Origin of the sequence: Fibrobacter sp. UBA4297 (assembly GCF_002394865.1) — a bacterium.
Lineage (GTDB): Bacteria > Fibrobacterota > Fibrobacteria > Fibrobacterales > Fibrobacteraceae > Fibrobacter.
The window spans coordinates 1-22,614 of sequence record NZ_DGUZ01000021.1 but is presented as its reverse complement, the minus strand read 5'-3'; the positions used below and the strand labels follow the sequence as shown (position 1 = coordinate 22,614).

The window sequence follows — 22,614 nt, the reverse complement described above, 5'->3', positions numbered from 1 at the left end:
ATCAATTATTTGCAGAGCGGCAACAGCTGCTTCTGGAGAGGGCTAAAGTCCGTCTTCTTGATAGCGCTGATGGTTGCATCAACTTCATTCTTGCCGACACCTTTTGCCGTTGTGAAAAAGTTGACCTTGTCGCCTTTGATTGAAATGGTAAAGTCAAAAGACGAAATGAACCCGAGCCTGCCTCTAAAGGTGTTTTCAATTTCTACGCTGAGCTCCGGTGCTGCAATTTCTTCATCGTCTGTAGCAAAGATGGATTTTTTAGAAAGTGCGTTTTCAAGAGCGTTGCAAGTATTTGCAATCATGTCGCAGTTGAGCTTGACTTCGCAGCGGGAGATTCGCACGCGGTAAGGAACTTCAAGCGCGTTCTTGAGGCCTGCCTTTTTCAAGATTTCGTACGGGAGGTTCGGCTCCACGGTGATGACATACGGGCCTTTGTCAAAGTTTACGTTGCGCAACTTGAACGTTGCAATACCGTTTTTCTGAGTGCGGCGTTCCGAAAGCGTCTTGCTTTGGCGAGCAACAAGCGGAAAACTTGGTACAGGGCCAATCGAATCCTTGACAATCACATTCCAGGAAGGCATTTCTGCTTTGGTCAGCTCAAAGTTCGGTTCGGTTGTCGTTGTAATCATGATGTTGGAAAGCCGCTCGATAAGAGTGTTCTCGATTTCCGGAAGGCCGTGCTGCAGGCGGTGACTGTCGTTGAGCGGATAGACATCGGCGAGCTGGAGCAAGTAGAAGTTGTATTCGTTGACCTTGTCTTCGGCCTTTGCCAAGTCGTTGGCTGCGTTGATATAAACGCGCGTGTTGATTGCCTTGCGGGCGGATTTTTCAAGCTTGGCAATTTCCTGCTGGAGCGTTTTCAAACGGAACTGAAGGCTTGCTGTGAACTCATCCATATCGAGCGTTGCCGTTGCCTTAAAGCCTTTATCCATTTTTATGGGAACAACCTTGACGCCCTTAAGAACGACGTTGCTCTTCACATTGCTTTTGGACCTGTAAGTCTCGCCAAGGACGCTTTTGCCGTCGTTGATGTCTTCGTACTTGGTCAAAGTCTGGGTGGCAGAAACTTGCGACTTGATTTGCTTTGCAACACCTGCCATGGCTGAATTGTTCGCATCTTCTTGCGATACCGTGGAAGTCGCTGTGTAAGTGACGATTTTTCCGGCCAGTGCGGGAACTACGGCGAAACAGGCGCAGAGGATAAGGCTTTTAATATTCATTACTAGTTCAGCTCCATCAAAATCAACTTACGTGTGATGTTGTTTTTCTTGGTCTCGGCGATAGGCTTGAAAATCTGACGGATCTTGGAATAGACTTCCTGGGAATCCTTGTACTTCAAGGGATTGGCGTAGATGACGAAATCCAAGGTCTTTGCGGTCATGACGTTTACCTTTACAGAGCTGAAGTTGCTCTTGAGACCCTTCATGATGGCGTCGTGCAAGTCTTCGGTCTGGCTGTCGGAGTATTCGCCTTTGATATTGACGACCACCTTGTACTGGGTGCCCTTGGCGAGGTCCATTTTCCAGTAGCCGAGAATCTTCTGTTCGAGACCGGGCATGGCCTTGCGGACGGCGGCTCCGATGTTTGAGTTGATGTTGATTTTGGAGGTGTGTCCGTTGTTGCGCACGACAGAGGACTGTGAACCGAGGAGACGGGCGGTCGAGGTTTCGTAGGCGGATACTTCAACGGAGACTTCGTCGTTTGTTACTTCCGGAGTGTACTTGATATAGATGTCTGCGTCCAGGGCGACACTTGCGAGGTAAGACAAGTCGTCCTCGGTATTGGCGATGTCGCTTTGCATCTGGAGAATGCTGTTCAGTTCGGCTTGTCCATTGAGCGACTTGACTTCGTAGTTCTTTTTGGTGAGGTAGCCGTTAATGGCTTCTGCCGTGGTGCGGGAGTACGGGCTTTCGGCGGAAAGGTCCGGGACTCCGTCCTTGAGCGTCAAATTTGGGGAAACCATGATAATCGGTTGGCCAATATCCTGGATTGCACTTGCGTTTGCGTAAGTTTCTGTCGCAGCTTCAGTTGCAGCCGTTGCTTTTTGGCCCACAGCCTGGGCTGGAGCGCTTGCGTTGAACGCAGTGGGGGCGGTTGTAGCCGATTTTGCGGAGGTCGTGCCAAATCCGTCCAGTTCGTTGTAGGCACTTTCTGCTCTTTGACGCGTGGCGGCATTCTTTTGACGGATGTCGGAATCGTTTTGTTTTACGGCATGCGGCGCGGAACAGGCGGTTTCGGCCAAGAGAAGTGCTAAGCAGAGTGATGGAATCAAGTGTCTCATAGAACTAATGTCTCTTTAAATGTTTTCCTTCTTTTTATACAAATAATATACAATGTTTTGTCTTCAGAGGCGAACAAATCGTACAAATTGTAAAATACTTTTTTTTAAAGTTGCTATCAAAGAGAAATTAGGATATATATACCTATGGGGCTACATTTATTTGTAGTTTAAAGAGAGTGTTAGTAGGTTCTTCACATGAGTGAGGTTGAATATGAGCGAAAAATGGATCTGGTTGCCCGACTGGGCCTCAAATCTCGGGATTTGGGAAGACGATCTGATGGACGTAGCTCCTTCGGCTATCCATAACTATGTGCAGTACGGCCAAATGGCTGATTTTTTGGAAAAACCGGAAAATATTCCGGAATTTAAGAAGTCTTCGACCGTTGTTGCCTGGGGACTAGGCGCCTTGTCGCTTATGTGTTCAACGTCGGGACCGCAAAAAGGGCAAAAGTGGATTTTGCTTTCTCCGTATGCCGATTTTTGTGATGAAATAGGCAACTGGACCGTTCCGAACCTTCATTTTATGGCTCACCAGCTCGAAACTACGACAGAGCCTGCGCTCAAGGCTTTCATGGAGCTTTTTGAGGATGACTTTGGCGACTGGCAGGACGACTGGTTTAGGGAGGCGAAAAAGTATAGCGCGGAATCCCTTGCTAAAGGGCTAATGTTCCTCGCATCGCACCGCGTTGAGTCGGTCATCCCGAATAGTGAAAATATACAGGTGCTTTACGGGCGACTGGATACGACCGTTCAGCCGGAATGGACGCTTAAGCTCAAGGAATTTTTGCCCAACGCCGAATTCAAGGAGCGCCCCAAGGCCGGTCACTGGCCGCCGATGCTGTTGCTATGAGAAGTCCTTAGTCATTGGTCAATGGTCACTGGTTTTATAATCGCACCAACGGTGCCAAGCTTTAGACTATTGACTGATGACCAACTACTAATAACTCATTTAAATTTTTTCTGAATTCTTGATAATGCAAATAGCGCTACAAGGTAAATTACAAGGAACCAAAGCAACGCTTTCTCAAAATTTTCGCCTACAGATGTGTAGAACGTGCTCCTCGTCTTGAGGGGCATTTTTCTTTGGATGACACGCGTTTCAAAAATGTCCGTGTTCTGGTCGTAGTGACCGTACTGGTCGATGAAAGCCGAAACTCCGCTGTTCGCAAGGCGTGCGACCGGATAACCGTATGTGACTGCCAAGTGGCGTACGATGTTCAGGTGCTGGAAGGGGGCGGTGCTGCGTCCGAACCAGCCGTCGTTGGTAATGTTCACCATCAGTCTAGAACCTGCCTTGATGGCGTCTCGGATGAGATCTCCGAAAATGGCGTCGTAGCAGATGTACGGTGTCCAGTTATAAGGCCCGTAAACGGGAGTCTCTTTTCCGGGAACAAAGTCGCCTTCGCCAAGGTCCACGTAATTGAGAATGGGGAACACGTCGTCAAACGGAATGCGTTCGCTAAAAGGTACGAGATGTTTTTTGATGTAACGCTTTGGGAAGTATGGGTCGTTTGGCGTAAAAAGAAATGATGCGTTGTAAATTTCGAATCGGCGAGGGTTGTTGATGTCGGCTGAAACGCGCTTGTAGTCGAGTGCTCCGGTAAGGATGCTTGCGTTCTTGTTGTCCGCCATCTGGTGCAATCGGTGAATGACTTGCGGCTGCCTGCGGATGTGGTCCGGGATTGCGGTCTCGGCAAGGAGTATGAGATTTGTGCCATTGGGAGTGCTGTCCATCGCCATGCTGAACGTCTTGGTGATGATGGAATCAAAGCGGGCTTTGCTCCACTTGGCGCCTTGTGCAATGCTTGGCTGCACCATCGCGATAGAAGGATTTTCTGGAGCGTTTGCGTTGTAGTACGGGGCTGCTTCTGGTGATGAAAGTACGCAACTGCCGTGTATCAGGAGCGCAAGGAAAATGACAAACGGAACCGCGAAAAGTGCGAGCTTCTTGCGTCCTTTTTGCAAAAAGGCATAAGCGACAACCTGGTTCGATGCAATGATTAGAATCGTGTAGCCAAATATGCCGATGATGGAAAGCGCTTGAATGAGCTCAATGTGGTTTCCGAGCGTGTAACCGAGATGGTTCCATGGGAAGGCGAAGTCGCCTGTAGTGCGATGAACTTCGATGGAGGCGTAAAAAACGGGGAACAGGATTAGTAGATATGCCTTGCCCTTGATTTTTAGATTCTTGGCGGTGCTGTAGGCGAAGGCCGCGAGAATGTTGAACAGGCTCAAGTAGGCGATGAGGAGGATGAGCCCAAGGAAAATAAGGCCCGAGGGGGCCGTTTCCACGTTCATCACATTGCGGATCCAATAGTAATTGACGGCATTGTAGACCATGCTTGCCCAGAATGTCGCAAATACAGCCGTTTCGCGATTGTACTTGTTGAGCATGATGAACCAGGGCACAAGCAGTACGAGAATGGCGGGGCCGAGCGGGAGCGGCGGGAATGCGAATGCGACAAATCCCCAGGAAATCGTGGCGAGTGCAAGTGCTATGCGTGCGTCTTTTTGCTTAAAGAGCTTCACGTTCCAGCGAGCAAAAAGCGAGAACCAGTAGAGTGCCATCGGAATGAATGTCGCTACGATTTGGAAAAGTCCGGCATGGCTGCGCGTGAGGTAATCGAGCGCAAGGAACGCAAAGACGATGATGCCGTACGTGTTCATGAATCGCGCAAAGGGGCGGCGTGCGTTTTTGAAAAACAGAAACGGGAGGGCGGCAATGATGGGCAACAACTGCGGAATCTGAACGTAAAGCCCAGGCGTGTCGGGACGCAACAAGAACAATACAAATTCAACGGCTACAAGAATTGCAGTGTAAATCTTGTACGCACGCGGAAGAGTTTTGAGGTTGTTTAGTAACTGGTCAATGGTCATTAGTTATTAGTTGGTAGAACTCAGAGCTTAGAACTTAGTGAATAAAGACTACGGCTACTTTCGTCTCTCGTCTGTAGCCGCAACGCGGCGTTCTTTCGTCTATTTTACAGTCCGCTTTTATCTTGGGGATTGAACACGAGCACGAATTCGCCTTTGGGCGGGTGCGATTTGAAGTGCGCAGAAATCTCTGTCGGCGTTCCGATGAGATGTTCTTCGAACTTCTTGGTAAGTTCACGCATGAGTGCAATCTTGATATCGCCAAAGACAAGCTTGATTTCTTCGACGAACTTGTCGATGTTGTGCGGGCTCGCGTAGAAAATCTGGGTCGCTTCTTCGTCTTTCAGCTTCTCGAGCAAGTGGATGCGTTGGGCGCTCTTCTTTGGAGAGAAATACTGGAACGTAAAGTGGTCGGTCGGCATGCCGCAAGAGACGAGTGCGGTAATCATTGCGCACGGTCCCGGGATGGCGCGCACGTCAATTCCTTCGCGGACGCATTCGCGCACGAGGTTGAATGCCGGGTCTGCAACGCCGGGCGTTCCTGCATCGCTTACGAGGGCGATGTCGCCGGTGTTCTTCAAAAAGTCGACGTACTTGGGCGTGACCTTTTCTTTGTTGAAGTCATGGTAGGCTTCCATGGGCGTCGTGATGCCGTAATTGTCAAAGAGAATTCTCGAATGGCGGGTGTCTTCGGCAAGGACGAGGGGAACTTCCTTAAGGATGCGCACAGCGCGGTAGGTGATATCTTCCATGTTCCCGATGGGAGTCGCTACGATGTATAAAGTATGCATATTGCTCTATAAAATAGTAAATAGAACTTAGAGCTTAGAACTTAGAGCTTAGAACTTTGCTTTTTCCTCTAAGTTCTGCCAACTAAGTTCTAAGAGCGAAGCGGGCTAAGTTCTGCCAACTGCGGCGAAGCCGCTAATAATCGCTCACGCTGTTTAAATCTGTGAGTCTGTTCCCGTTGAGTTCAAATGCCAGGCGCTGTACAAGCTTGCGGTGCATTTCTCGGGACGCTTTGTTCACGAGGTCTGCACGGAGACGCCCATATAAGATTGCGTTAATGTCTTGCTGTTCAATGAATTCCACGTGGCGTACGAGAGTCCCGTTGCAAAAAACGCGTGCCGAAAGTTCGTATGTCCAGGATTCGTTAACCGGGAGGATGGGCCAAAGCGGGATGAGGACTCCGATATTCCAGGCAGAATTTGGTTCGTTCTGTAGGACTGTCGCCTTGATTCTGGCTTCGCCACGGCATGTGTTGCGCGGAAATTCTGTTTCGCTGGCGGCCTTTGTGTATGCTCGGAGTAAATCTTGCGAGAGCTCTAGCGTGTCGCCCCCGTATATAAAGGGAATGTTCCCGAAAAAGCTGAACTTCTCGTCTGTCAGGGGGACGCCTTCAAGATCGCCCTGCGTGAGTTTCATGGCGCATCCTGATAAAAATGCCGTGAAAGCGAGGGCTGAACATAAAAACTTGACGATGGAGCGCATGTCTCAAAGATATAAAAAAACGAACAGTATTGATTTTATTATGATTGAACCCATGAACTTGCCCGCTTATTTTATTAGTGACGCTCATTTAGGAATCGACCCGCCAGGTGCAGTCCCCGACAGGGAGCAAAAATTGATACAGCTTTTGTCTTTTTGGAAAGGGAAGGCGAGCCATGTCGTTGTGGTGGGCGACCTTTTTGAATTCTGGTACGAGTACAACTATTATATAGCGTCGGCACATTTCAGGCTGTATCGCGCTTTTGCGGAACTGGTGGAATCTGGTGTGAAAGTCCATATTTTACAAGGAAACCACGATTTTGCTTACGGAGATTTTTTCCCGAAGCATCTAGGGGTGGCGGTCCATAAGACGCTCGTTCTCGAAATTCAGGGCAAACGCGTGTTCGTTACCCATGGCGATGGTGTGCCCAAGTCCGACCGTGGTTATCGCTTTATGCGCAAGGTCTTGGATTTCCCGTTTAACCGGTTTCTTTTCAAGCAAATCCACCCGGACTGGGGGATGTCTCTTGCACGCTTTGTCGGGCGAAAAAGCCGTAAAATCGGTGAAACCCGGGATATCAAAGTCGAGGAATATTTGGAGTGGGGCAACCGCATGTTGAAAAAAGAAAACTGCGACTACTGCATCCACGGTCATCATCACATCTCGGGAATCTGGAATATGCCGAACGGCATTGTCGCATCCCCCGGAGAGTTTATAAAAAATCCCACCATTCTCTGCATGGAAAATGGTGGGTTGAAATTAGTTTCGCTTTAAGCGGAGCTTTCGCTAGAAGTTATTCACCGGATTCGCTTGCTCGGCCTTCGGTGGATTTGACCATCTTTTTGCTGGAGTTTTCGCCCCAAAGCTTAGCCACAAGGTCAATGCTTGCGAATTTCTGCCAATATTCTTCTACCCAGCACCAGTGGTGAACTACACCCTTTTCGTCGGTAATCGTCCAATTCTTGTGTACCGAGAAGGTCATTTTCTGGGCCTGCGGGGTATAGTAAGGATCGGATGATGTTTCCGGTTCAAGGGTAATCGTCCAGGTCTTGCCTGCAGTTCGCTTGTAAATCGCGACATTGAATGCAATAAGCAAGGCCAAGAAGATGAGGGTCCACTTGAAGTTCTTCTTTGTCAGCAGGTATATTACCAGCAGAACTAGCAATATACTGAGTGCTGCAAAGTTGTAATGGGTCGGATAAAATACTTTGAAAACTTCAATCATTTTATCGTACCTCTAGACCTTTTGAAGAATTACTTCTTCTTTGCGGCCTTCTGCTGTGCAACGAGAGCTGCGACGCTGAACGTGAGGACGTTCTTGTCGACCTGGCTTTCAGTACGGAAGCTCTTGAGCGGAAGAGCGATGCCGTGAGAAGAAAGCGTGCCCATGAAGGATGCGTTAGCATGGCTTGCAATGGTGCGGACGTTGATGAAGCCCTTGTTCTTGCTGAATGTGAGCTTGAAGGTCTTCTTGGCAGCATCGTATTCTGCAACCATCGTCTTGTTTTCCTTGGTATTCAGAGCATTCTTGGTGTTGTGGTCAAAAATGATGGTACCACGGGTGTCAATGGAGAGCATGGTCTTGTTGCCCACTGCATTACGGCATGCGAGGGTGGTCCATTCGCCCTTCTTCTTTGCGCCCTTAGCGGTGAAGACATACTTGTTGCCTTCCTTGACGAGCGTGTATGCACCGGTTGCAACCGGGAGGCCGATGGCATTGAATGCACCCTTGAAGTAAAGGAACTTAGACTTGGAGCCGATGATTCCGTTGATGAAGCGGAAGGATGTGGACTTCGGAGTCTTGATCGGGGTGATTGCAACACGCTTGCCGACCGGGTCAACTTCGACGTCTACGTAAGGACCGACATCGACAGTGCGGCCATCTTCAGTCTTGGTCTGAGTGGCAAGCTTGTCGAGCTTGAGGGCCTTGACAGCTTCTTCCGGGAATCTGATGAAGCCGCGAACATCCATTTTAACGATTACGTTTTCCATTTACACCTCTTTTGTTTGTTTTTCTTGATTGACGATAAAATAAAAACTTATAGTCCAAATGTCAAAGATTTTCACGAAAAAAACAAGTACAAACGATAAAAATATCTTTTTCGTAACCAATAACATTTGTTGTATAAAAAATAATAATAAAAAAGTAAAATATTGCAACAAATGAAAAATTTTTTTCTTTATTTGCGCAAAATCACGTTAAAAATGGCTTCAGATAGGGATTTTGAGCCTCGCTTTGATAAATTAACGCCTTCAAGAGCTTGCTTTATTGAGCTTGTACGGTCGTTATATCGGGCTCTATCCAATAGAATCACTATGTTATTAGAGGTGGAAATGTCTTTTTTTTCGATCTTTACGTCTGCTCTGACAAGAAATTTTGGGTAAAGGAGGCGGTATTTGTCAGAAATCGCATCGGCAATGCTCCAAACAGGGTCAATCAAAATTGTAATATTCTCTTTTTTGGCCATTTTTGTCGCTAGAATGGCGCCTGTGCCACGGCCTGCGACGACTTTTGGGGCGTTTCCGTTTATTTGCGATGCGCATTCGTAAATCATCTGGGCGTCGGATTCGAAAGTCTCTTGTGACGGAGTTCCCTTGTTTTCGCCGCTACCACGGTAGTTGAATGTGGCGGCTGCAAATCCTGGAAGGCTGTCGAGTTCGGCGAGGAACTGGGCGGCGTCTTCGTCGGCGTCGGGGTAGTAAAGGAGGACATTGTTTTGTTCGTTTCCAACAACGAAACCTTCGAGTTTAGTGCCGTCGTCAAGTGTGCAGTTGATTGCTCTAGCCTTATCTGCAATGGCGGTGCGCGCTTCGTTGTGCGTGATGGCGCGGGGGAACGCGTTGCGGCGTTCGGTTAGGGCAAGGTAAAATACCATGCTAATATATATAAGGAGGAGGATTCCTGCGTAACGTAAAATGCGGCTAAGTGTTCCCAGGGCGAGTTCTTTTATTTTCATGGAATAGTTAATAGTTGTTCGTCATTAGTCAATAGTTAATAGTGAATTTAGAAAAAATAGGGCTTAGAACTTAGAATGTTGTTGACGTTCTGCATGAAATAACTGGATGCATGAACTGAGATTCTGCATAACGAAATATTATAGGTGTTGCTCGAAGTGCAAAAGCGTAGGTCGAGAGTCGCGGCCAAGAGTGTGCAAATTTATTCAAGCATAAGCCATTTATGGACTTGTATTTGATAAATGCAGCTACGGACGCGAAGCGTCAACCTTGCATGGTTATACTTAGGCTTGCTGCAATGAAAAAACACAAATGCATAAGGCGAGCGAAGCGGGGCCGCTTGCGGGCCCATTTCCGAGCCGCAGCATTTTGTGTTATGGCCCGAAGGGCCTATAACACAAAAGGACTTCCGGTGGAGTACAACCGGAAGTCCGAGGGATGGGATTGGGTGTTCCTTTAAATTAAGCTATTTTTTTTGAAAGCGTATCACTTCAAAAACAAAAAGTGTTCTCGAAGTGTTCTTTTTTTTGTTTTTTTTTATGGAAACCGCCTTTTTTACAGGATGTTTTCAAAAACAGGTGTTCCCAAAAAAATCAAAAAAAATTAAATTTCCTTTTGATGAACGTATATGCCTACTACAATTATCGAAAGTACCTCCAGGACTACTACGATTACCGTAAGTCTGTGCAGAGGTATTTCTCGTACCGGTCTTTTGCAAAGAAGGCTGGCTATTCCTCGTCCGGATTGTATCTGGATTTGATTCGCGGTCGTAAGTCGCTTACCCAGCAGATGATTCCGAAGTTTATCGAAGCTCTCGGACTCAACGAAAGGGAAGGCCGCTATTTCACCTTGATGGTGGATTTCACGCATGCAACGACGGCTTCTTCGAAGCAGCAAATCTTCGACCAGATGTCGGCGCTTCTCCCGCGTACCATCAAGAACTTGACCAAGAACCAGCAGGAATACTACAGCAAGTGGTACTACGTTGTGGCGCGCGAAGCTCTTGCCGTCTTGAAAATCAACGACAAGAACATTCAGGAACTTGCGCTTTTCTTGAACCCGAAAATTACTCTCCCGCAGGCAAAGCAGACTATCCAGCTCCTTCTCAATCTGGGACTTATCGAGCTCGGCGAAGATGGATTCTACCATTCCGTAAACAAGGCAATTACGAATGGCAGTGAAATCGCCCCGCTTTTCGTTCATCAATTCCAGAAACAGATGATTGACTTGGGCAAGGATGCGCTAGATCACTACAGTACGGAACGTAGAAATGTATCTTGTATGACGATGAGTGTGTCGGCACAGGGATTGGAAAGGATTATTAGCAAGATAGACTTGTTCCGCAAGGAAATTGTGGACATTGTCCGCTCGGATGAGGGAGAGTCTATGGTTTGCGAACTGAACATCCAGTTCTTCCCGCTGAGCAAGGAAAAGATGAATCTTCCACCGGAAACGGACGCCGAGGGAGGTGAAGATGAAGTTTGCTAAGTCATACATCGGACTGCTGGTGGCGGTTTGTGCTTGCATGTTTGCTTGCACTAACGAAAATGACAATTTTGCAGGGACTGTCACGGATACGGGCAACACAATTGCTCTTGGTGGCGTGGTGACTCGTACAGATGGTTCTCCTGCTGTATCCGCCATGGTTCGCATTGCGCGTGAGCCTTCTGTTGGTGATACTTTAACTGAGATGGAATACATTGAAACGGAGACGGACTCGCAGGGTGTGTTCTCTTTTGATTCCGTGTTTGCGGATACGTTCCAGCTTGCCGTTGTTGACGCCAAGTATCAGGAAATTTCGTACAAGCCGCATGCGACAAAGTCTGTTGCTGGCTCTCTGGATAGCATTAGGCTTGAAAAGGCTGCCGTGTTTAGTAGCGTTCTTTACTATAAAGACGTGACTGAACCGTCGGTCTCGGTTGGCGATCATTTCAAGGTCTACATGCCGGGTACGCCGTTCTCGCAGAGCGTTTTTGCCGGGGATTCCTTCTCGATGCTGATTCCTGCAGGCGAATGGTGGCTTGGGTTCTGCCCGGGCGATCCGCAGATTGTGGCTCGCCTTGCTGAATCTGGCGTTGCAGACTCGTTAATTTATCGTACATGGAGCATGGACGGCAAGGTGAAGTCTGGGGATACGGTTTCGAAGGGACCGTTTATCTGGAGCACGACGATGGAAGTCGATTCCCTGATTAAGCTTGAAGAAAAGAAAGCGAAGGAACCTTACTTGTCTGGCGTTGTGAAGTGCAACGATTCTGCCTGCGCAAATGTTCAGGTGCAAATGATTACGGATTTGTTCGGCTTTGGCTTTGTTGAAGGCGATTCCGTAAGCTTTGTTGCCCAGACGGTGACGGACGATTCTGGACGCTGGATCTTGCCCGCTCCAGAAAAGGTTCCGTATGACAGCCTCCGCATGGAATACCGCTTGCTGGGAGAAAACGGAACGGTTGAACTTGCTGGCGTGAGCCGCTATGTGAATGCTTCGGAACTCAAGGACTTAAGAGATACGCTGTCGGTTGGCCAGACGACGCTTTTGAAGCCGTCTGTGCTTGTTAGCGGTGTTATGCTTGCTGTTGACGATGCCGATACGACAAAGGCGAGCAACTGCATGGCGAACAGCGTGGTTGTCGGCTTGAAGGGCACGAGTCATTTTATCCGTGAAATGGTTTGCAATATGCTGCAAATCGACAATCTCCCGGCGGGCAGTCAAGACATCGTACTCTATTCTGGCGATCCTAAGGTTGTGAAGACTCTCCAGAGTGCGGGCGTTGGTTTTGACGAATACGTGAGAATTACGCATGTGCAGTTGCCGAAAAACGATACATTGGACCAGCAATGGATGACTTTTGAGCCGGTAACTTTGCAAACTATGAAATAATTTTTCAAATACCCCTTGCAAAAGGAAAAATTATTTTCTAAAATTGGTGCGCACTGATGAGCTATGGTGTAACGGTAGCACAACAGATTCTGACTCTGTTTGTCTAGGTTCGAATCCTGGTAGCTCAACTAAAAAACTCTTTGCTCTTACTCCTGAGCAGAGAGTTTTTTGTTTTGTGCGGCGGCAGAATGCCTCGAGATGCCGCCGGATGTGCGAAATTTGGAAAAAGTGCGTTTTTTACGTGAAAAATTAGGGAAAAATGCGGAAATATACGTAATTTTGTATATAAATTAATCGAAATTGAATAAAGAGGGTGTTTTTTTGCGGGTGTTTTGTAATGTTTTTACTGAAGAAAACACTTGAGTATGGGCTAAATTTGGGAAAAATCAAAAAATATTACAGATAAAGTTGAAAAATTACGTGAAAATTTGATGATATGGATTAAGTTTCACGTAAATTGGGACATTTTTCAAAAATTTGGATTTCTTACAAATAATTTAGTTTGTTTGTGCTGGCTGATTTGTCGGTTTTTAAAGGGCATTTTTATTGAGTTTGGAGAGTCAATGACTAAGAACTATTGACTAATGACTAAATTTGTGTCATGGAATTTTTCGACTATTTTGAAGAGGTTTATGGCGAGCGCTGGCCTGCGTTGCTGGAATCGCTGAAAGGCGAAGGCTGTGCAACGAAGCTCCAGTTTGACGATGCTCTGGAGCCGTATTTTTTGGATGAAGCCTCGGTGTTTGCGGCTAAGGCGCTTGCGGTAGAACCTGGAATGGATGTGCTCGACATGTGTGCTGCCCCGGGTGGTAAATCGCTCGTGATTGCCTCGATGCTCAAGGGCATGGGCTCGCTCCAGTGCAATGACCGCTCGCCGGATAGGCGGTTGCGCTTGCAGCATGTGCTCGAAAATTCCTTGCCGGAATCGTGGCGTTCGATAATCAACGTCACGGGCTACGATGGCGTGAAGTTCGGCATGCACAAGAAAGAATGCTATGACCGCATTTTGCTCGATGCGCCGTGCTCTTCGGATAGGCATGTGCTGAATTCGCCGTCGCATTTGGAAGTGTGGTCGGTGAAGCGTGTTAAGCGATTGTCGGTGGAACAGGGCTCGCTGCTGGCCTCAGCTGTGGATGCGCTTAGACCGGGTGGCGAACTGATTTACGGGACTTGCGCGCTTTCGCCGCTTGAAAACGACGCTGTGGTCGCTAAGATTCTGAAAAAACGCAAGATGATGGAATTTGTTCGAATTGAGAACTTGCCGGAGGGTGCGGACCGCACGGAACTAGGCGTTCACATTTTGCCGGACAAGGCTCATGGCTGTGGCCCCATCTATTGTGCTAAGATGAGGAAGGTGTGTTAGAGCTTAGAACTTAGAACACTCCTTTTGCTCTAAAAGAAAATAACTAAGTTCTAAGAGCGAAGCGGGCTAAGTTCTGCCTACTAATCACTAACCACAAATCACTAAATACTAATAATTGCTATATTGCTATTGGTAAATAGGAGAATTTTTTTATGGCAGCTTTGAATCTTACTGCAGAATCCTTTGATAAGGTTATTTCTTCGGGTCAGCTTGTGCTCGTTGACTTCTGGGCAACCTGGTGCCGTCCGTGCATGATGATGGGTCCGGTGGTTGAAGAACTTTCCAACGAATTTGACGGTCGCGCCATTGTCGCAAAGATCAACGTCGATGACGAAGGCGTTTCGGACATTTGCGCCCGTTTTGGCATCACGAACATCCCGAACATGAAGTTGTTCAAAAACGGTGTCGAAGTGGGTAACGTCGTCGGTGCCGTGCCGAAGAACACGCTCAAGAACGCCATCGAAAAGAATCTCTAATCGCTTTGGAAAATGCGTTTAAAAAGAGCTCGGTTTGATGTGCCGGGCTCTTTGTTGTTGACGGGTTACACTAGTTTTCTACATTTGGAATATGCTCACGAAACGTTTAATTGTCTGCTTGGATGTCCGTAACCGCAAGGTCACGAAGGGTGTAAAGTTTAAAGGTAATATCGACATTGGCGACCCTGTAGAAATGGGTGCGCGTTACAGCGATGATGGTGTCGATGAACTTGTCTTTTACGATATCACGGCGAGCGCCGAGAACCGCCCGTGCGACATGGAAATGATTCGCCAGATTGCAAAGCGCGTGTTTATCCCGTTTGCAGTGGGTGGCGGTATCCGTAACTTGGACGACATGCACGAAGCGCTCCTCGCAGGTGCAGAAAAAGTGAGCGTGAACAGCCTTGCTGTGCTCCATCCAGAAATCATTGCCGAAGGCGCGAAGGCTTTTGGACGCCAGTGCATCGTGCTTGGCATGGATGCGAAGTTCGTGGGCGTTTCGGACAAGATTCCGAGCGGTTACGAAGTGTTTATTCGCGGTGGCCGCCAGGCGATGGGCATCGACGCTTTGCAGTGGGCAAAGCGTGCCGAAGATCTCGGCGTTGGTGAAATTTGCTTGAACTCCATCGATACGGACGGCGTTAAGAACGGCTACGAACTCACGATTACCGACATGATTGCAAAGGCTGTGCAAGTGCCTGTGATTGCAAGTGGCGGTGCAGGAACTCCGGCGCACATCGTAGACTTGTTCCGCAAGACGAGTGCCGATGCGGCACTGGTCGCGTCGATGGTGCATTTTGGCGATTATACGGTCCCTGGTATCAAGGGCGAAATGCTTGCTGCCGGCATCCCGGTGCGCAAGAAGATGAACGGCGAGGTGTAAGATGAATCCGGAAGTTGCCGTCAAGATTTTTGAAGCCGGCAAGAGTGCCGGGGCTGACTTTGTTGAAATTTTTGAAGAAGAGACCCGCAGTTCAAGCCTCGGCTTGAAGGATCGCCAGATTGAAACGGCGACCGCGGGTACCGAGTATGGTATCGGCGTTCGCCTTTTGTACGGGACGGAAGTCCTGTACGGGTTCACGAGCGACGACAGCGAAGAAGCTCTCGTGAAGCTTGTGAAGACGCTTGCGTTCGGGCGCATTGCCGCAGCAGCGGGGGCGGAAGGCTCGGCTGCAAGGCCGTTTGAATTTGCGCCTGAAAAGCGCATTTGCGATTTTAACATGACGGCTTACAAGGATCCGCGCGTGCTCGGACAGGCCATGAAGCAGGATTTCTTGTTCCGTGCGGACAAGACGGCCCGTGCGCTCTCGCCGAAGATTGCTCAGGTGGGCGCCAGCGTGACGGACAGCTGCACTTCGATTTCGCTTATGAATAGCGAAGGCTTGCATCTGGAAATGACTCGCGGTCGTTTGCGTGTAAACGTGAACGTGACGGCAACAGACGGCACGGAACGCTTGACGACGCACGAAGCTCCGGGCGCTCTTGGCGGTTATGAACTTTTAGCAAATTATTCTCCGGAAGCTTTAGCAACGGAATGTGGCGAGCGAGTGCTGCGCATGCTCGATGCCGGTTACATCACTGGCGGGCAAATGCCGGTCGTGATGGGCAATGGCTTTGGCGGCGTGATTTTCCATGAAGCTTGCGGTCATCCGCTGGAAACGGAATCCATCCGTCGCAATGCAAGCCCGTTCTGCGGAAAGCTTGGCGAAGCGATTGGTCAGCCCTGCTTGACAGCCATTGACGATGGCACGATGGATGGCGTGTGGGGTAGCCTCAAGTACGATGACGAAGGAACGCCGACACAGCGCACGACGCTTATCGAAAACGGTATCTTGAAAACGTACATGAGCGACCGTGTGGGCGCCATGGAAGTAGGTGTTGAACGCACCGGAAGTGCCCGCCGTGAAAGCTACAAGTATGCGCCTGTAAGCCGTATGCGCAACACGTTTATCGCACCGGGCAAGGATACGCTCGATTCCATGATTGCAAGCGTGGATAACGGTCTCTATGCAGCCCGCATGGCAGGCGGTTCTGTGAACCCGGCAACAGGTGAGTTCAATTTTGCTGTCGATGAAGGTTACGTCATTCGTAACGGCAAGATTTGCGAACCGGTCCGCGGAGCAACGCTTATCGGTAAAGGCCACGAAATCATGCCTCGCATTAGCATGGTCGGTACTGACTTTGAACAGGCTGCAGGCGTTTGCGGCGCTTCTTCGGGACATGTGCCGGTGACTGTCGGTCAGCCCTCCATCAAGGTGGACCAAATATTAGTTGGAGGGCGGTAGTCGCGCTCCCAACGAAATTGGAACATTCCCATGAAAATGGAAAAGCCCTCGCAAGAGGGCTTTGAAGTATTATGGGTTGTCATCACGAGTAAAGTACAAAAACATTTCGAATAAAACAAGAAAGTTGTGTAAAAAAGAAACAACGGCATCTCAGAAGAGGTGCCGTTGTTTTGGTGTATGGGATGTTTGGTTTTGTATCTATAAGATAGTTTAAATTGGAATAGTGTGGATTGTTTTTAGTACATTTCCGATGTAAAGGATTACAACACTTACAACGTATATTTTTGCTCTGAGTGGAACTTTTTGTTCCGATTTGGAACGGCCTTCAAAAAAAAACTTACAAAAAGAATACGTAAATACGTGTTTTATATTGCAAGTAAGAATGTTTTAAACTATTTTTCTTGCTAGAATTTCAAAAGAAGGATGAAAAACAATGAAAAAAATACATCTAACACGGTTTGCCGCTATGGCAACAGTCGCTCTGATGGGGTCTACCGCAGCCTGGGCTGCATCGGGAGCCGATGCAACGGGTTCTACCTTGACGTTGCGGTCGGACTCTGAAACAGGTGCTGTTTCGATTGTTGAGGGGGAGTTCAGTGGGATTAATAAAATTGTAGTTGACCGTGATGCAGCTGCAAAAACGTACTCCACTCTTATGCTTCCGGTGACCGTTAAGGTGAACGAAGCTGTTGAACATACTGCGAATGAAGGAAAGGTGGTAGCAGCTTATTACCCGACGAACTACAATTCGGAAACGTTCACGCTTGACATGCAAAGTACCGATGAAATTGTAGCGAACACGCCATACATTGTTAAGGTCTCGGGTACTCCTCAAAGATTTGATTTCAAAAAAACTTCAGATTCTTATAAAATTGTGTCTACCGGCGATAACGAACATGCTACTACGTTGAATAGTACTTGCTGGCAATTCACTGGTTCATATGTGCGAAATAGTTGGGGATCTGCGGCAAACCTTTATGGTTTCGATGCTGCTGATGGTGTTTTTGTTAAAGCTCTCAGCGCGACAATTTATCCGATGCGTGCTTACTTGACCTGTAAAAATGCTAGCCCTGTGAATGCTTTGGGTAAAGTGGCTGCCTCAGAACCTCTCCCGGATGTCATCAAAGTTCGTTTCTTGGACAAGGACGGTGGAACATTGTCCATCGGCAAGATGAACACAAGAACGGGTGACATCCAGATGCAGGATCACTACTACGACCTCAAGGGCCGTAAGCTGAATGGCAAGCCCCAGAATAAAATCATGTACGTCAACAAGAAAGTCATTAAGCACTAATCAAAAGGAGCAAAAATTATGAAGAAAAAAGAATACGAAACTCCTAAGATGGATACCATTGATTTCGAATACAAGACAACCCTTTTGGCCGGTTCTGTTAGGGAAAATGTTATCTTTGGCATGAATAATGACGATGTTACAGATCCCAAGGCTTAAGCCTTGAAACGTTCCCTTGACGAAATGTTCTGTGAACTCCTGCGAGTCGCTCTCGGGCTCTCGCAGGTTTTTCCGTATATACCGACCGACAAGGAGTGGCAAGCGCTTTACTCAATGGCGCATCGCCAAACATTGTTAGGGGTCGCTTATAATGGGATAACGCGATTACCCAAGGAATCTCAGCCTCCGCATCTGTTAACGCTGCTTTGGGCAAGAGATGCCGAAGCTATCCGTGGCAAGAACCGCCTTTTCTATCAGGAATCGGCCCGTTACACGCAGCTGTTTGCCGAACGCGGGTTCCGAAGTGCCATCTTGAAGGGCCAAGCCAATGCGCGTTTGTATCCTGATCCATTTTCGAGGCAACCCGGCGATATTGACATCTATGTTCCCGGTGGTTACGATAAGGTTCTGGAGTTGTTACAATGTCTTGGGATTCCAAACCTTGAACATCTGACGCCTGATTATCACGACATTGAATTTGTAAATGAGAAAGGCGTCCTTGTGGAAGTCCACCACAAGCCGACTTCTGCAACATACGCCATTCGGTTAAATAAAACCTACAATGAAGTTCTAAAAGTTCTGGAGCCGGAACTTGAGAACCTTACGCTTACGCCCGAAGGCTTTTACAGCCCAAGTATCCGGTTTGCGCTACTGATGCAGCTTGTTCATTTGTACAAACACGCCTTGCTTTCTGGAGTAAGCCTTAGACATTACATGGATTATTATATGCTGCTGACCCATTCTACGGAGGCCGATCGCCAATACACGTGGGAGTTTGCCCAAAAAATCGGTATGAAAAACGGTTGTGCTGCTATTATGGGGGTCTTGGGGCGTGTATTCAAGTTACCTCAAGACAAAATGCTTTGCAGGCCAAGCAAATTTTACGGTAGGATCCTGTACAAGTCAACATTTGCAGAGGGTGATTTCGGTGCTAAAAAAGCTTATAATCGTAATGTGCTTAGGCGTTGGTTCAACGACCGCGTTCAGAATTTGCGCATATTCCCGATTGCTCCCCGGTATTACATTTATAAAGAATCTAATTATTGGAAAAGTACAATTTTGCTTATTCCCGAGCGCATTCGACGCCGTAAAATAGCGCTTTAATATAAAATAAACTTTTATATGGCGGAGTCTTTTTTTTGCTAATTTGTAAATTGAAGAAACGCCTTGAATTAGTTACCCGATGAATAAGTTCTTTTTTAAAGTTGCTGAACATTTATTTGCAGTAGACGCCGCTGATGATATATTATCGCAAATGGATAATTATTCGCCATTTGCAGTGAATTCAAGCGATGTGTCTTGTGAAAAGCCTGTGTTTTCGCTTGCTGTGCAAGAGGCTTCTGTGCCAGCGTTTACCGAGGAAACCCGCCAAGAAGATGAGGGACAGTCCATTGTATGTGGGCGTACGGCAGAAGGCTTGCCGGTATTTGATTTTTTGCTTTTAGGGAAGTCTACGGGCGTGCTTGTTTGCGAAAAGGATTTTAAGCATGCAGTGCTGTTTTTAGGCGATAAGGGCAATGGTGCGAATGCTGCGAGTGCGGCGATTACCGGAATGCGCCAGTTTGCGCTGAACAATGCGCTGATGGTCTTGTACGCCCTTGCAACGGCTGGGCTTGGCACGGCTCTATTCCATGCGGCGAGCGTGAGCTATAAGGGGCTTGGTTATTTGTTCTTGGGCAAGAGCGGTACGGGCAAAAGTACGCATGCAAGGCTTTGGCTCAAGTACAATGAGGGCTCCGAGCTATTCAATGACGACAATCCGGTTGTGCGCTTGTTCGAAAAAGATGGAAAAAAGTTTGCGGTTGCCTATGGCTCGCCGTGGAGCGGCAAGACGCCTTGCTACAAGAATGTCAAAATGGAAATAGGTGCGTTCGTGCTTTTGTCGCAGGCCCCGTTCAACAAGATTTCTCCGCTGAAGGGTGTGTCTGCGTATGCGGCGATTGTGCCGAGTATATCGGGAATGCGCTGGGACAAGAAAATTGCCGATGGCTTGCATATGACGCAAAACGGGCTTGCTTCGAATGTGCCGGTGTGGTATCTGGAATGCTTGCCGGACGAAGACGCTGCAAAGCTTTGCTGCCGATCGGTTGCTCGTGAGATTCAATGATGGATTCCTCGAAAAAAAGTGATGCGCTCATCATGGCCGAAGCGGTGCGTTTGGTGGGCGAGGGCGTGAGTGTCACATTCCCGGTGAATGGCTGTAGCATGTTGCCGTTTATCGTGGGCGGTTGCGATAGCGTGATTCTAGAAAAGCCTGAGAATCTGCGTGTAGGTGATGTGGTGCTGGCGCATGCGATCCCGGATAATGTCGCGCTTTTGGAAAATGCAGAAAAACGTTATGTTATCCATAGAATCGTTGCACTCTCGGGTGAAAATGTGGTGCTCATGGGGGATGGAAACCTTGTGCAACGGGAATACTGCAAACGTTCCGAGGTCTGTGCCAAGGTGGTTTGCGTCGTCAAGCCGAATGGGAAAAAATGCTTGCAAGGGACATTTGCCGAAAGGAGTGCTGCGAAAATTTGGTATATTCTGTTACCCTTAAGGCGTTATTTACTTTGGTTTTATAGGAAGATGAAAAAATGAAAATCAAGAGCGGTTTTGTATTGCGCGATGTGTGTGGCGAACAGGTTATTATGGGCGAAGGTCTTGGCGCTTTGGATTTTGGCCGCCTTTTGTGCCTGAACGAAACGGCCGCGTGGCTCTGGAAAAAGGCTGAGGAAATGGGCGAGTTTACTGTGGAAGCGCTTGCTGTTGCTCTTTGCGAAGAGTATGAAGTGAGCGAAGAACAGGCTCGGATCGATGTTGCTGCAATTGTCGGCGAATGGCTAAAGGTGAACGTGCTCGAATGAAGTATGTCGCTTGGCTGTGGCGCGGGACGAAAGGCTTTCGCGTAAATATCGTCACCCGCATTTTGGCGGGGGCTGCACGCGTGGTGTGCGGCCTTTTGATGATATGGCTCAGCAAGCGGTTTATAGACGAGACGATTCTCACCGGGACGCAAGACGACATTTTGCAGATGATTTTGCTCTTGGTGCTTACGGTTGTGGGGACGATAGTCCTTAGACTTTTGTATTTCTACATGACGGCTTCTGCTTCGGTCAAAAAGACGAACTCGCTTAGGTTGTTCTATTTTGGCACGTTGTTCAGGCGAAAGCTTTTTGACGGTCATGAACTGCATTCGGGCGATGTAACGTCGAGACTTTCGAAGGATATTGAGACTGTATCCGCCTCCATTATTGATACGCTCCCGCAGATGGCAGTGACCGGAATTCAGCTTGTGGGCGCGTTTTTGCTGATGCGCTGGTTCGATGCGCGGTTGGCGTGGGCATTGTTGTTGCTTACCCCTGTGTTGCTCGTGGTGGGTAAGCTGATTTCTCGGCGCTTGCGCAATATGACGCTTGAAATTCGCGAAGGCGAAAGCCGCATCCAGATGCAGGTGCAGGAGGGCGTGGAGTACAATGCCGTTTTGCGCTCGCTCGAAAGTGAAAACTGGGTGTCGGAACGTCTTGGCTTAAAACAAGATAAGTTGGAAAACGACGTGATGCGTCGGACGCGTTTTACGACGGTGGCCCGCTTTGTGATTGGCTCTGCGTTTGGGCTGGGTTACCTGCTTGCCTTTATTTGGGGCGGCCTTGGGTTGCGCAATGGGACGATTACGTTTGGCGTGATGACGTCTTTTTTGCAGCTAGTCGGGCAAATCCAGCACCCGATTTTGACGTTGCTTGGGATGGTGCCGCAGCTGGTGCATTCGACGGCGAGCATTGACCGCCTGGATGAACTGGAAAAAGGTGTTGATGGGCATTCGGGGCTTGGGCGCGATGAAAAATCGCAGTCGGGTATGCGCAAGGAAATGCTTTTGGAATCGCCATTGGAAATGCGCGGGCGGCTCGGGGTGCGTTTGGACAACGTAAGCTTTGGGTATAAGGGTGGGGACCGCGAAATTGTATGCGGGTTCACGCACGATTTTAAGCCGGGGAGCAAGAATGCCGTCATGGGCGAGACGGGCAAGGGCAAGACGACTTTGTTCAGGCTTTTGCTCGGATTTGTAAAGCCCGATTTTGGCAGGATTGAACTTTATACGGAACGCAACGATAGCTTGACGGCTGGACTTGATGCGGAAATGCGCGGCTGTTCGGTTGCTGTTTCGGAGGCAACGCGCTCGAATTTTGTGTATGTGCCACAGGGCAATACATTGATGAATGGCTCTGTGCGGTACAATCTGCAACTTGCAAAACCGGATGCAACCGATGAAGAAATGAAGCAGGTTTTACATATAGCCTGTGCTGAATTTGTGAATGAATTGCCGGATGACTTGGATTGCGAAATCGGCGAACGCGGGCATGGGCTTAGCGAAGGCCAGGCGCAGAGAATCGCGATTGCCCGTGGGCTTTTGCGCCCGGGGAATATTCTGCTGTTTGATGAAATCAGCTCTTCGCTTGATGAGGCGACCGAGGCGGAACTTTACCGTCGGCTGTTCGATGCTTTCCCTGAAAAGACGATGATTTTCGTGACGCATAGGACTGCCGTTTGCGAAATGTGCGACGAAACCGTCAGGCTGTAGGGCTG

23 protein-coding genes and 1 tRNA gene are annotated in these 22,614 nt (G+C 48.4%); 16 read left to right on the top strand and 8 right to left on the bottom strand.

The genetic code is table 11. The features are described 5' to 3' along the window. Positions 1-5 precede the first annotated feature (5 nt). The gene (locus B3A20_RS12075; protein ID WP_290765178.1) at positions 6-1,220 is read right to left on the bottom strand and encodes a hypothetical protein; all 1,215 of its coding nucleotides are present in this window, start codon (positions 1,218-1,220) and stop codon (positions 6-8) included. Positions 1,221-1,222: 2 nt separating this feature from the next. Further along, positions 1,223-2,281 carry a hypothetical protein gene (locus B3A20_RS12070; protein WP_290765176.1) on the bottom strand — a complete coding sequence of 353 codons (1,059 nt, stop codon included), beginning with the start codon at positions 2,279-2,281 and terminating at the stop codon, positions 1,223-1,225. A gap of 211 nt (positions 2,282-2,492) precedes the next feature. Here B3A20_RS12070 and B3A20_RS12065 point away from each other — a divergent pair, with 211 nt between their 5' ends. Next, a complete protein-coding gene (locus B3A20_RS12065; RefSeq protein ID WP_290765174.1) occupies positions 2,493-3,131 on the top strand; it encodes an alpha/beta fold hydrolase in 639 nt (212 codons plus the stop codon). A 95-nt stretch (positions 3,132-3,226) separates the two neighbouring features. Here the strand turns inward: B3A20_RS12065 and lnt are convergent, their stop codons facing one another. The 3 genes from lnt to B3A20_RS12050 all read right to left on the bottom strand — a co-directional run bounded on the left by lnt (position 3,227) and on the right by B3A20_RS12050 (position 6,580). Beyond that, entirely contained in the window at positions 3,227-5,158 is a 1,932-nt protein-coding gene (lnt, locus tag B3A20_RS12060; protein WP_290765171.1) for an apolipoprotein N-acyltransferase, read from the bottom strand. Positions 5,159-5,262: 104 nt separating this feature from the next. Further along, entirely contained in the window at positions 5,263-5,946 is a 684-nt protein-coding gene (gene rsmI / locus B3A20_RS12055) for a 16S rRNA (cytidine(1402)-2'-O)-methyltransferase (protein ID WP_014546905.1), read from the bottom strand. 133 nt (positions 5,947-6,079) lie between these two features. After that, entirely contained in the window at positions 6,080-6,580 is a 501-nt protein-coding gene (locus tag B3A20_RS12050; RefSeq protein WP_290765165.1) for a hypothetical protein, read from the bottom strand. 106 nt (positions 6,581-6,686) lie between these two features. On the opposite strand from B3A20_RS12050, the gene B3A20_RS12045 reads away from it, so the two are divergent. Next, entirely contained in the window at positions 6,687-7,418 is a 732-nt protein-coding gene (locus tag B3A20_RS12045) for a UDP-2,3-diacylglucosamine diphosphatase (protein ID WP_290765162.1), read from the top strand. Between the two features lie 19 nt (positions 7,419-7,437). On the opposite strand, the gene B3A20_RS12040 is transcribed toward B3A20_RS12045, so the two are convergent. The 3 genes from B3A20_RS12040 to B3A20_RS12030 all read right to left on the bottom strand — a co-directional run bounded on the left by B3A20_RS12040 (position 7,438) and on the right by B3A20_RS12030 (position 9,601). Further along, the gene (locus B3A20_RS12040) at positions 7,438-7,869 is read right to left on the bottom strand and encodes a hypothetical protein (protein WP_290765159.1); all 432 of its coding nucleotides are present in this window, start codon (positions 7,867-7,869) and stop codon (positions 7,438-7,440) included. 29 nt (positions 7,870-7,898) lie between these two features. Beyond that, a complete protein-coding gene (locus tag B3A20_RS12035; RefSeq protein WP_088660516.1) occupies positions 7,899-8,636 on the bottom strand; it encodes a hypothetical protein in 738 nt (245 codons plus the stop codon). Positions 8,637-8,824: 188 nt separating this feature from the next. Next, entirely contained in the window at positions 8,825-9,601 is a 777-nt protein-coding gene (locus B3A20_RS12030) for an alpha/beta hydrolase (RefSeq protein WP_290765153.1), read from the bottom strand. Positions 9,602-10,217: 616 nt separating this feature from the next. Here B3A20_RS12030 and B3A20_RS12025 point away from each other — a divergent pair. From B3A20_RS12025 to B3A20_RS11960, 14 genes are all read left to right on the top strand, one after another. Next, a complete protein-coding gene (locus B3A20_RS12025) occupies positions 10,218-11,087 on the top strand; it encodes a TIGR02147 family protein (protein WP_290765821.1) in 870 nt (289 codons plus the stop codon). Further along, positions 11,074-12,474, top strand: a complete 1,401-nt coding sequence (locus B3A20_RS12020) for a carboxypeptidase regulatory-like domain-containing protein (RefSeq protein ID WP_290765150.1) — start codon at positions 11,074-11,076, stop codon at positions 12,472-12,474. The genes B3A20_RS12025 and B3A20_RS12020 overlap by 14 nt, the downstream gene beginning before the upstream one ends. Positions 12,475-12,531: 57 nt before the next feature. Beyond that, positions 12,532-12,602: transfer RNA gene (locus tag B3A20_RS12015), tRNA-Gln, on the top strand. 473 nt (positions 12,603-13,075) lie between these two features. Then, positions 13,076-13,837, top strand: a complete 762-nt coding sequence (locus B3A20_RS12010; protein ID WP_290765147.1) for an RNA methyltransferase — start codon at positions 13,076-13,078, stop codon at positions 13,835-13,837. 152 nt (positions 13,838-13,989) lie between these two features. Then, positions 13,990-14,313, top strand: a complete 324-nt coding sequence (gene trxA, locus B3A20_RS12005) for a thioredoxin (RefSeq protein WP_088629436.1) — start codon at positions 13,990-13,992, stop codon at positions 14,311-14,313. Between the two features lie 91 nt (positions 14,314-14,404). After that, positions 14,405-15,196, top strand: a complete 792-nt coding sequence (gene hisF / locus B3A20_RS12000) for an imidazole glycerol phosphate synthase subunit HisF (RefSeq protein WP_088639193.1) — start codon at positions 14,405-14,407, stop codon at positions 15,194-15,196. Between the two features lies 1 nt (position 15,197). Then, positions 15,198-16,598 (top strand): TldD/PmbA family protein, encoded by a 1,401-nt coding sequence (locus B3A20_RS11995; RefSeq protein WP_290765140.1) that lies wholly within the window; start codon positions 15,198-15,200, stop codon positions 16,596-16,598. Positions 16,599-17,031: 433 nt separating this feature from the next. Continuing rightward, complete coding sequence (locus B3A20_RS11990) at positions 17,032-17,892, top strand: hypothetical protein (protein ID WP_290765138.1); 861 nt, start codon at positions 17,032-17,034, stop codon at positions 17,890-17,892. An 18-nt stretch (positions 17,893-17,910) separates the two neighbouring features. Then, positions 17,911-18,048: a hypothetical protein gene (locus tag B3A20_RS11985; protein WP_290765136.1), complete on the top strand. Its 138-nt coding sequence runs from the start codon at positions 17,911-17,913 to the stop codon at positions 18,046-18,048. 3 nt (positions 18,049-18,051) lie between these two features. Continuing rightward, on the top strand, positions 18,052-19,152 hold the full coding sequence (locus B3A20_RS11980; protein WP_290765134.1) for a nucleotidyltransferase domain-containing protein: 1,101 nt from the start codon (positions 18,052-18,054) through the stop codon (positions 19,150-19,152). Between the two features lie 79 nt (positions 19,153-19,231). Continuing rightward, complete coding sequence (locus B3A20_RS11975) at positions 19,232-20,155, top strand: hypothetical protein (RefSeq protein WP_290765131.1); 924 nt, start codon at positions 19,232-19,234, stop codon at positions 20,153-20,155. Further along, the gene (locus B3A20_RS11970) at positions 20,152-20,631 is read left to right on the top strand and encodes a S24/S26 family peptidase (RefSeq protein WP_290765128.1); all 480 of its coding nucleotides are present in this window, start codon (positions 20,152-20,154) and stop codon (positions 20,629-20,631) included. The genes B3A20_RS11975 and B3A20_RS11970 overlap by 4 nt, the downstream gene beginning before the upstream one ends. Continuing rightward, positions 20,628-20,897, top strand: a complete 270-nt coding sequence (locus B3A20_RS11965) for a PqqD family protein (RefSeq protein WP_290765125.1) — start codon at positions 20,628-20,630, stop codon at positions 20,895-20,897. Before B3A20_RS11970 ends, B3A20_RS11965 begins: the two co-directional genes overlap by 4 nt. Continuing rightward, positions 20,870-22,609 (top strand): ABC transporter ATP-binding protein, encoded by a 1,740-nt coding sequence (locus B3A20_RS11960; RefSeq protein WP_290765122.1) that lies wholly within the window; start codon positions 20,870-20,872, stop codon positions 22,607-22,609. The genes B3A20_RS11965 and B3A20_RS11960 overlap by 28 nt, the downstream gene beginning before the upstream one ends. The last annotated feature ends 5 nt before the right edge of the window (positions 22,610-22,614 follow it).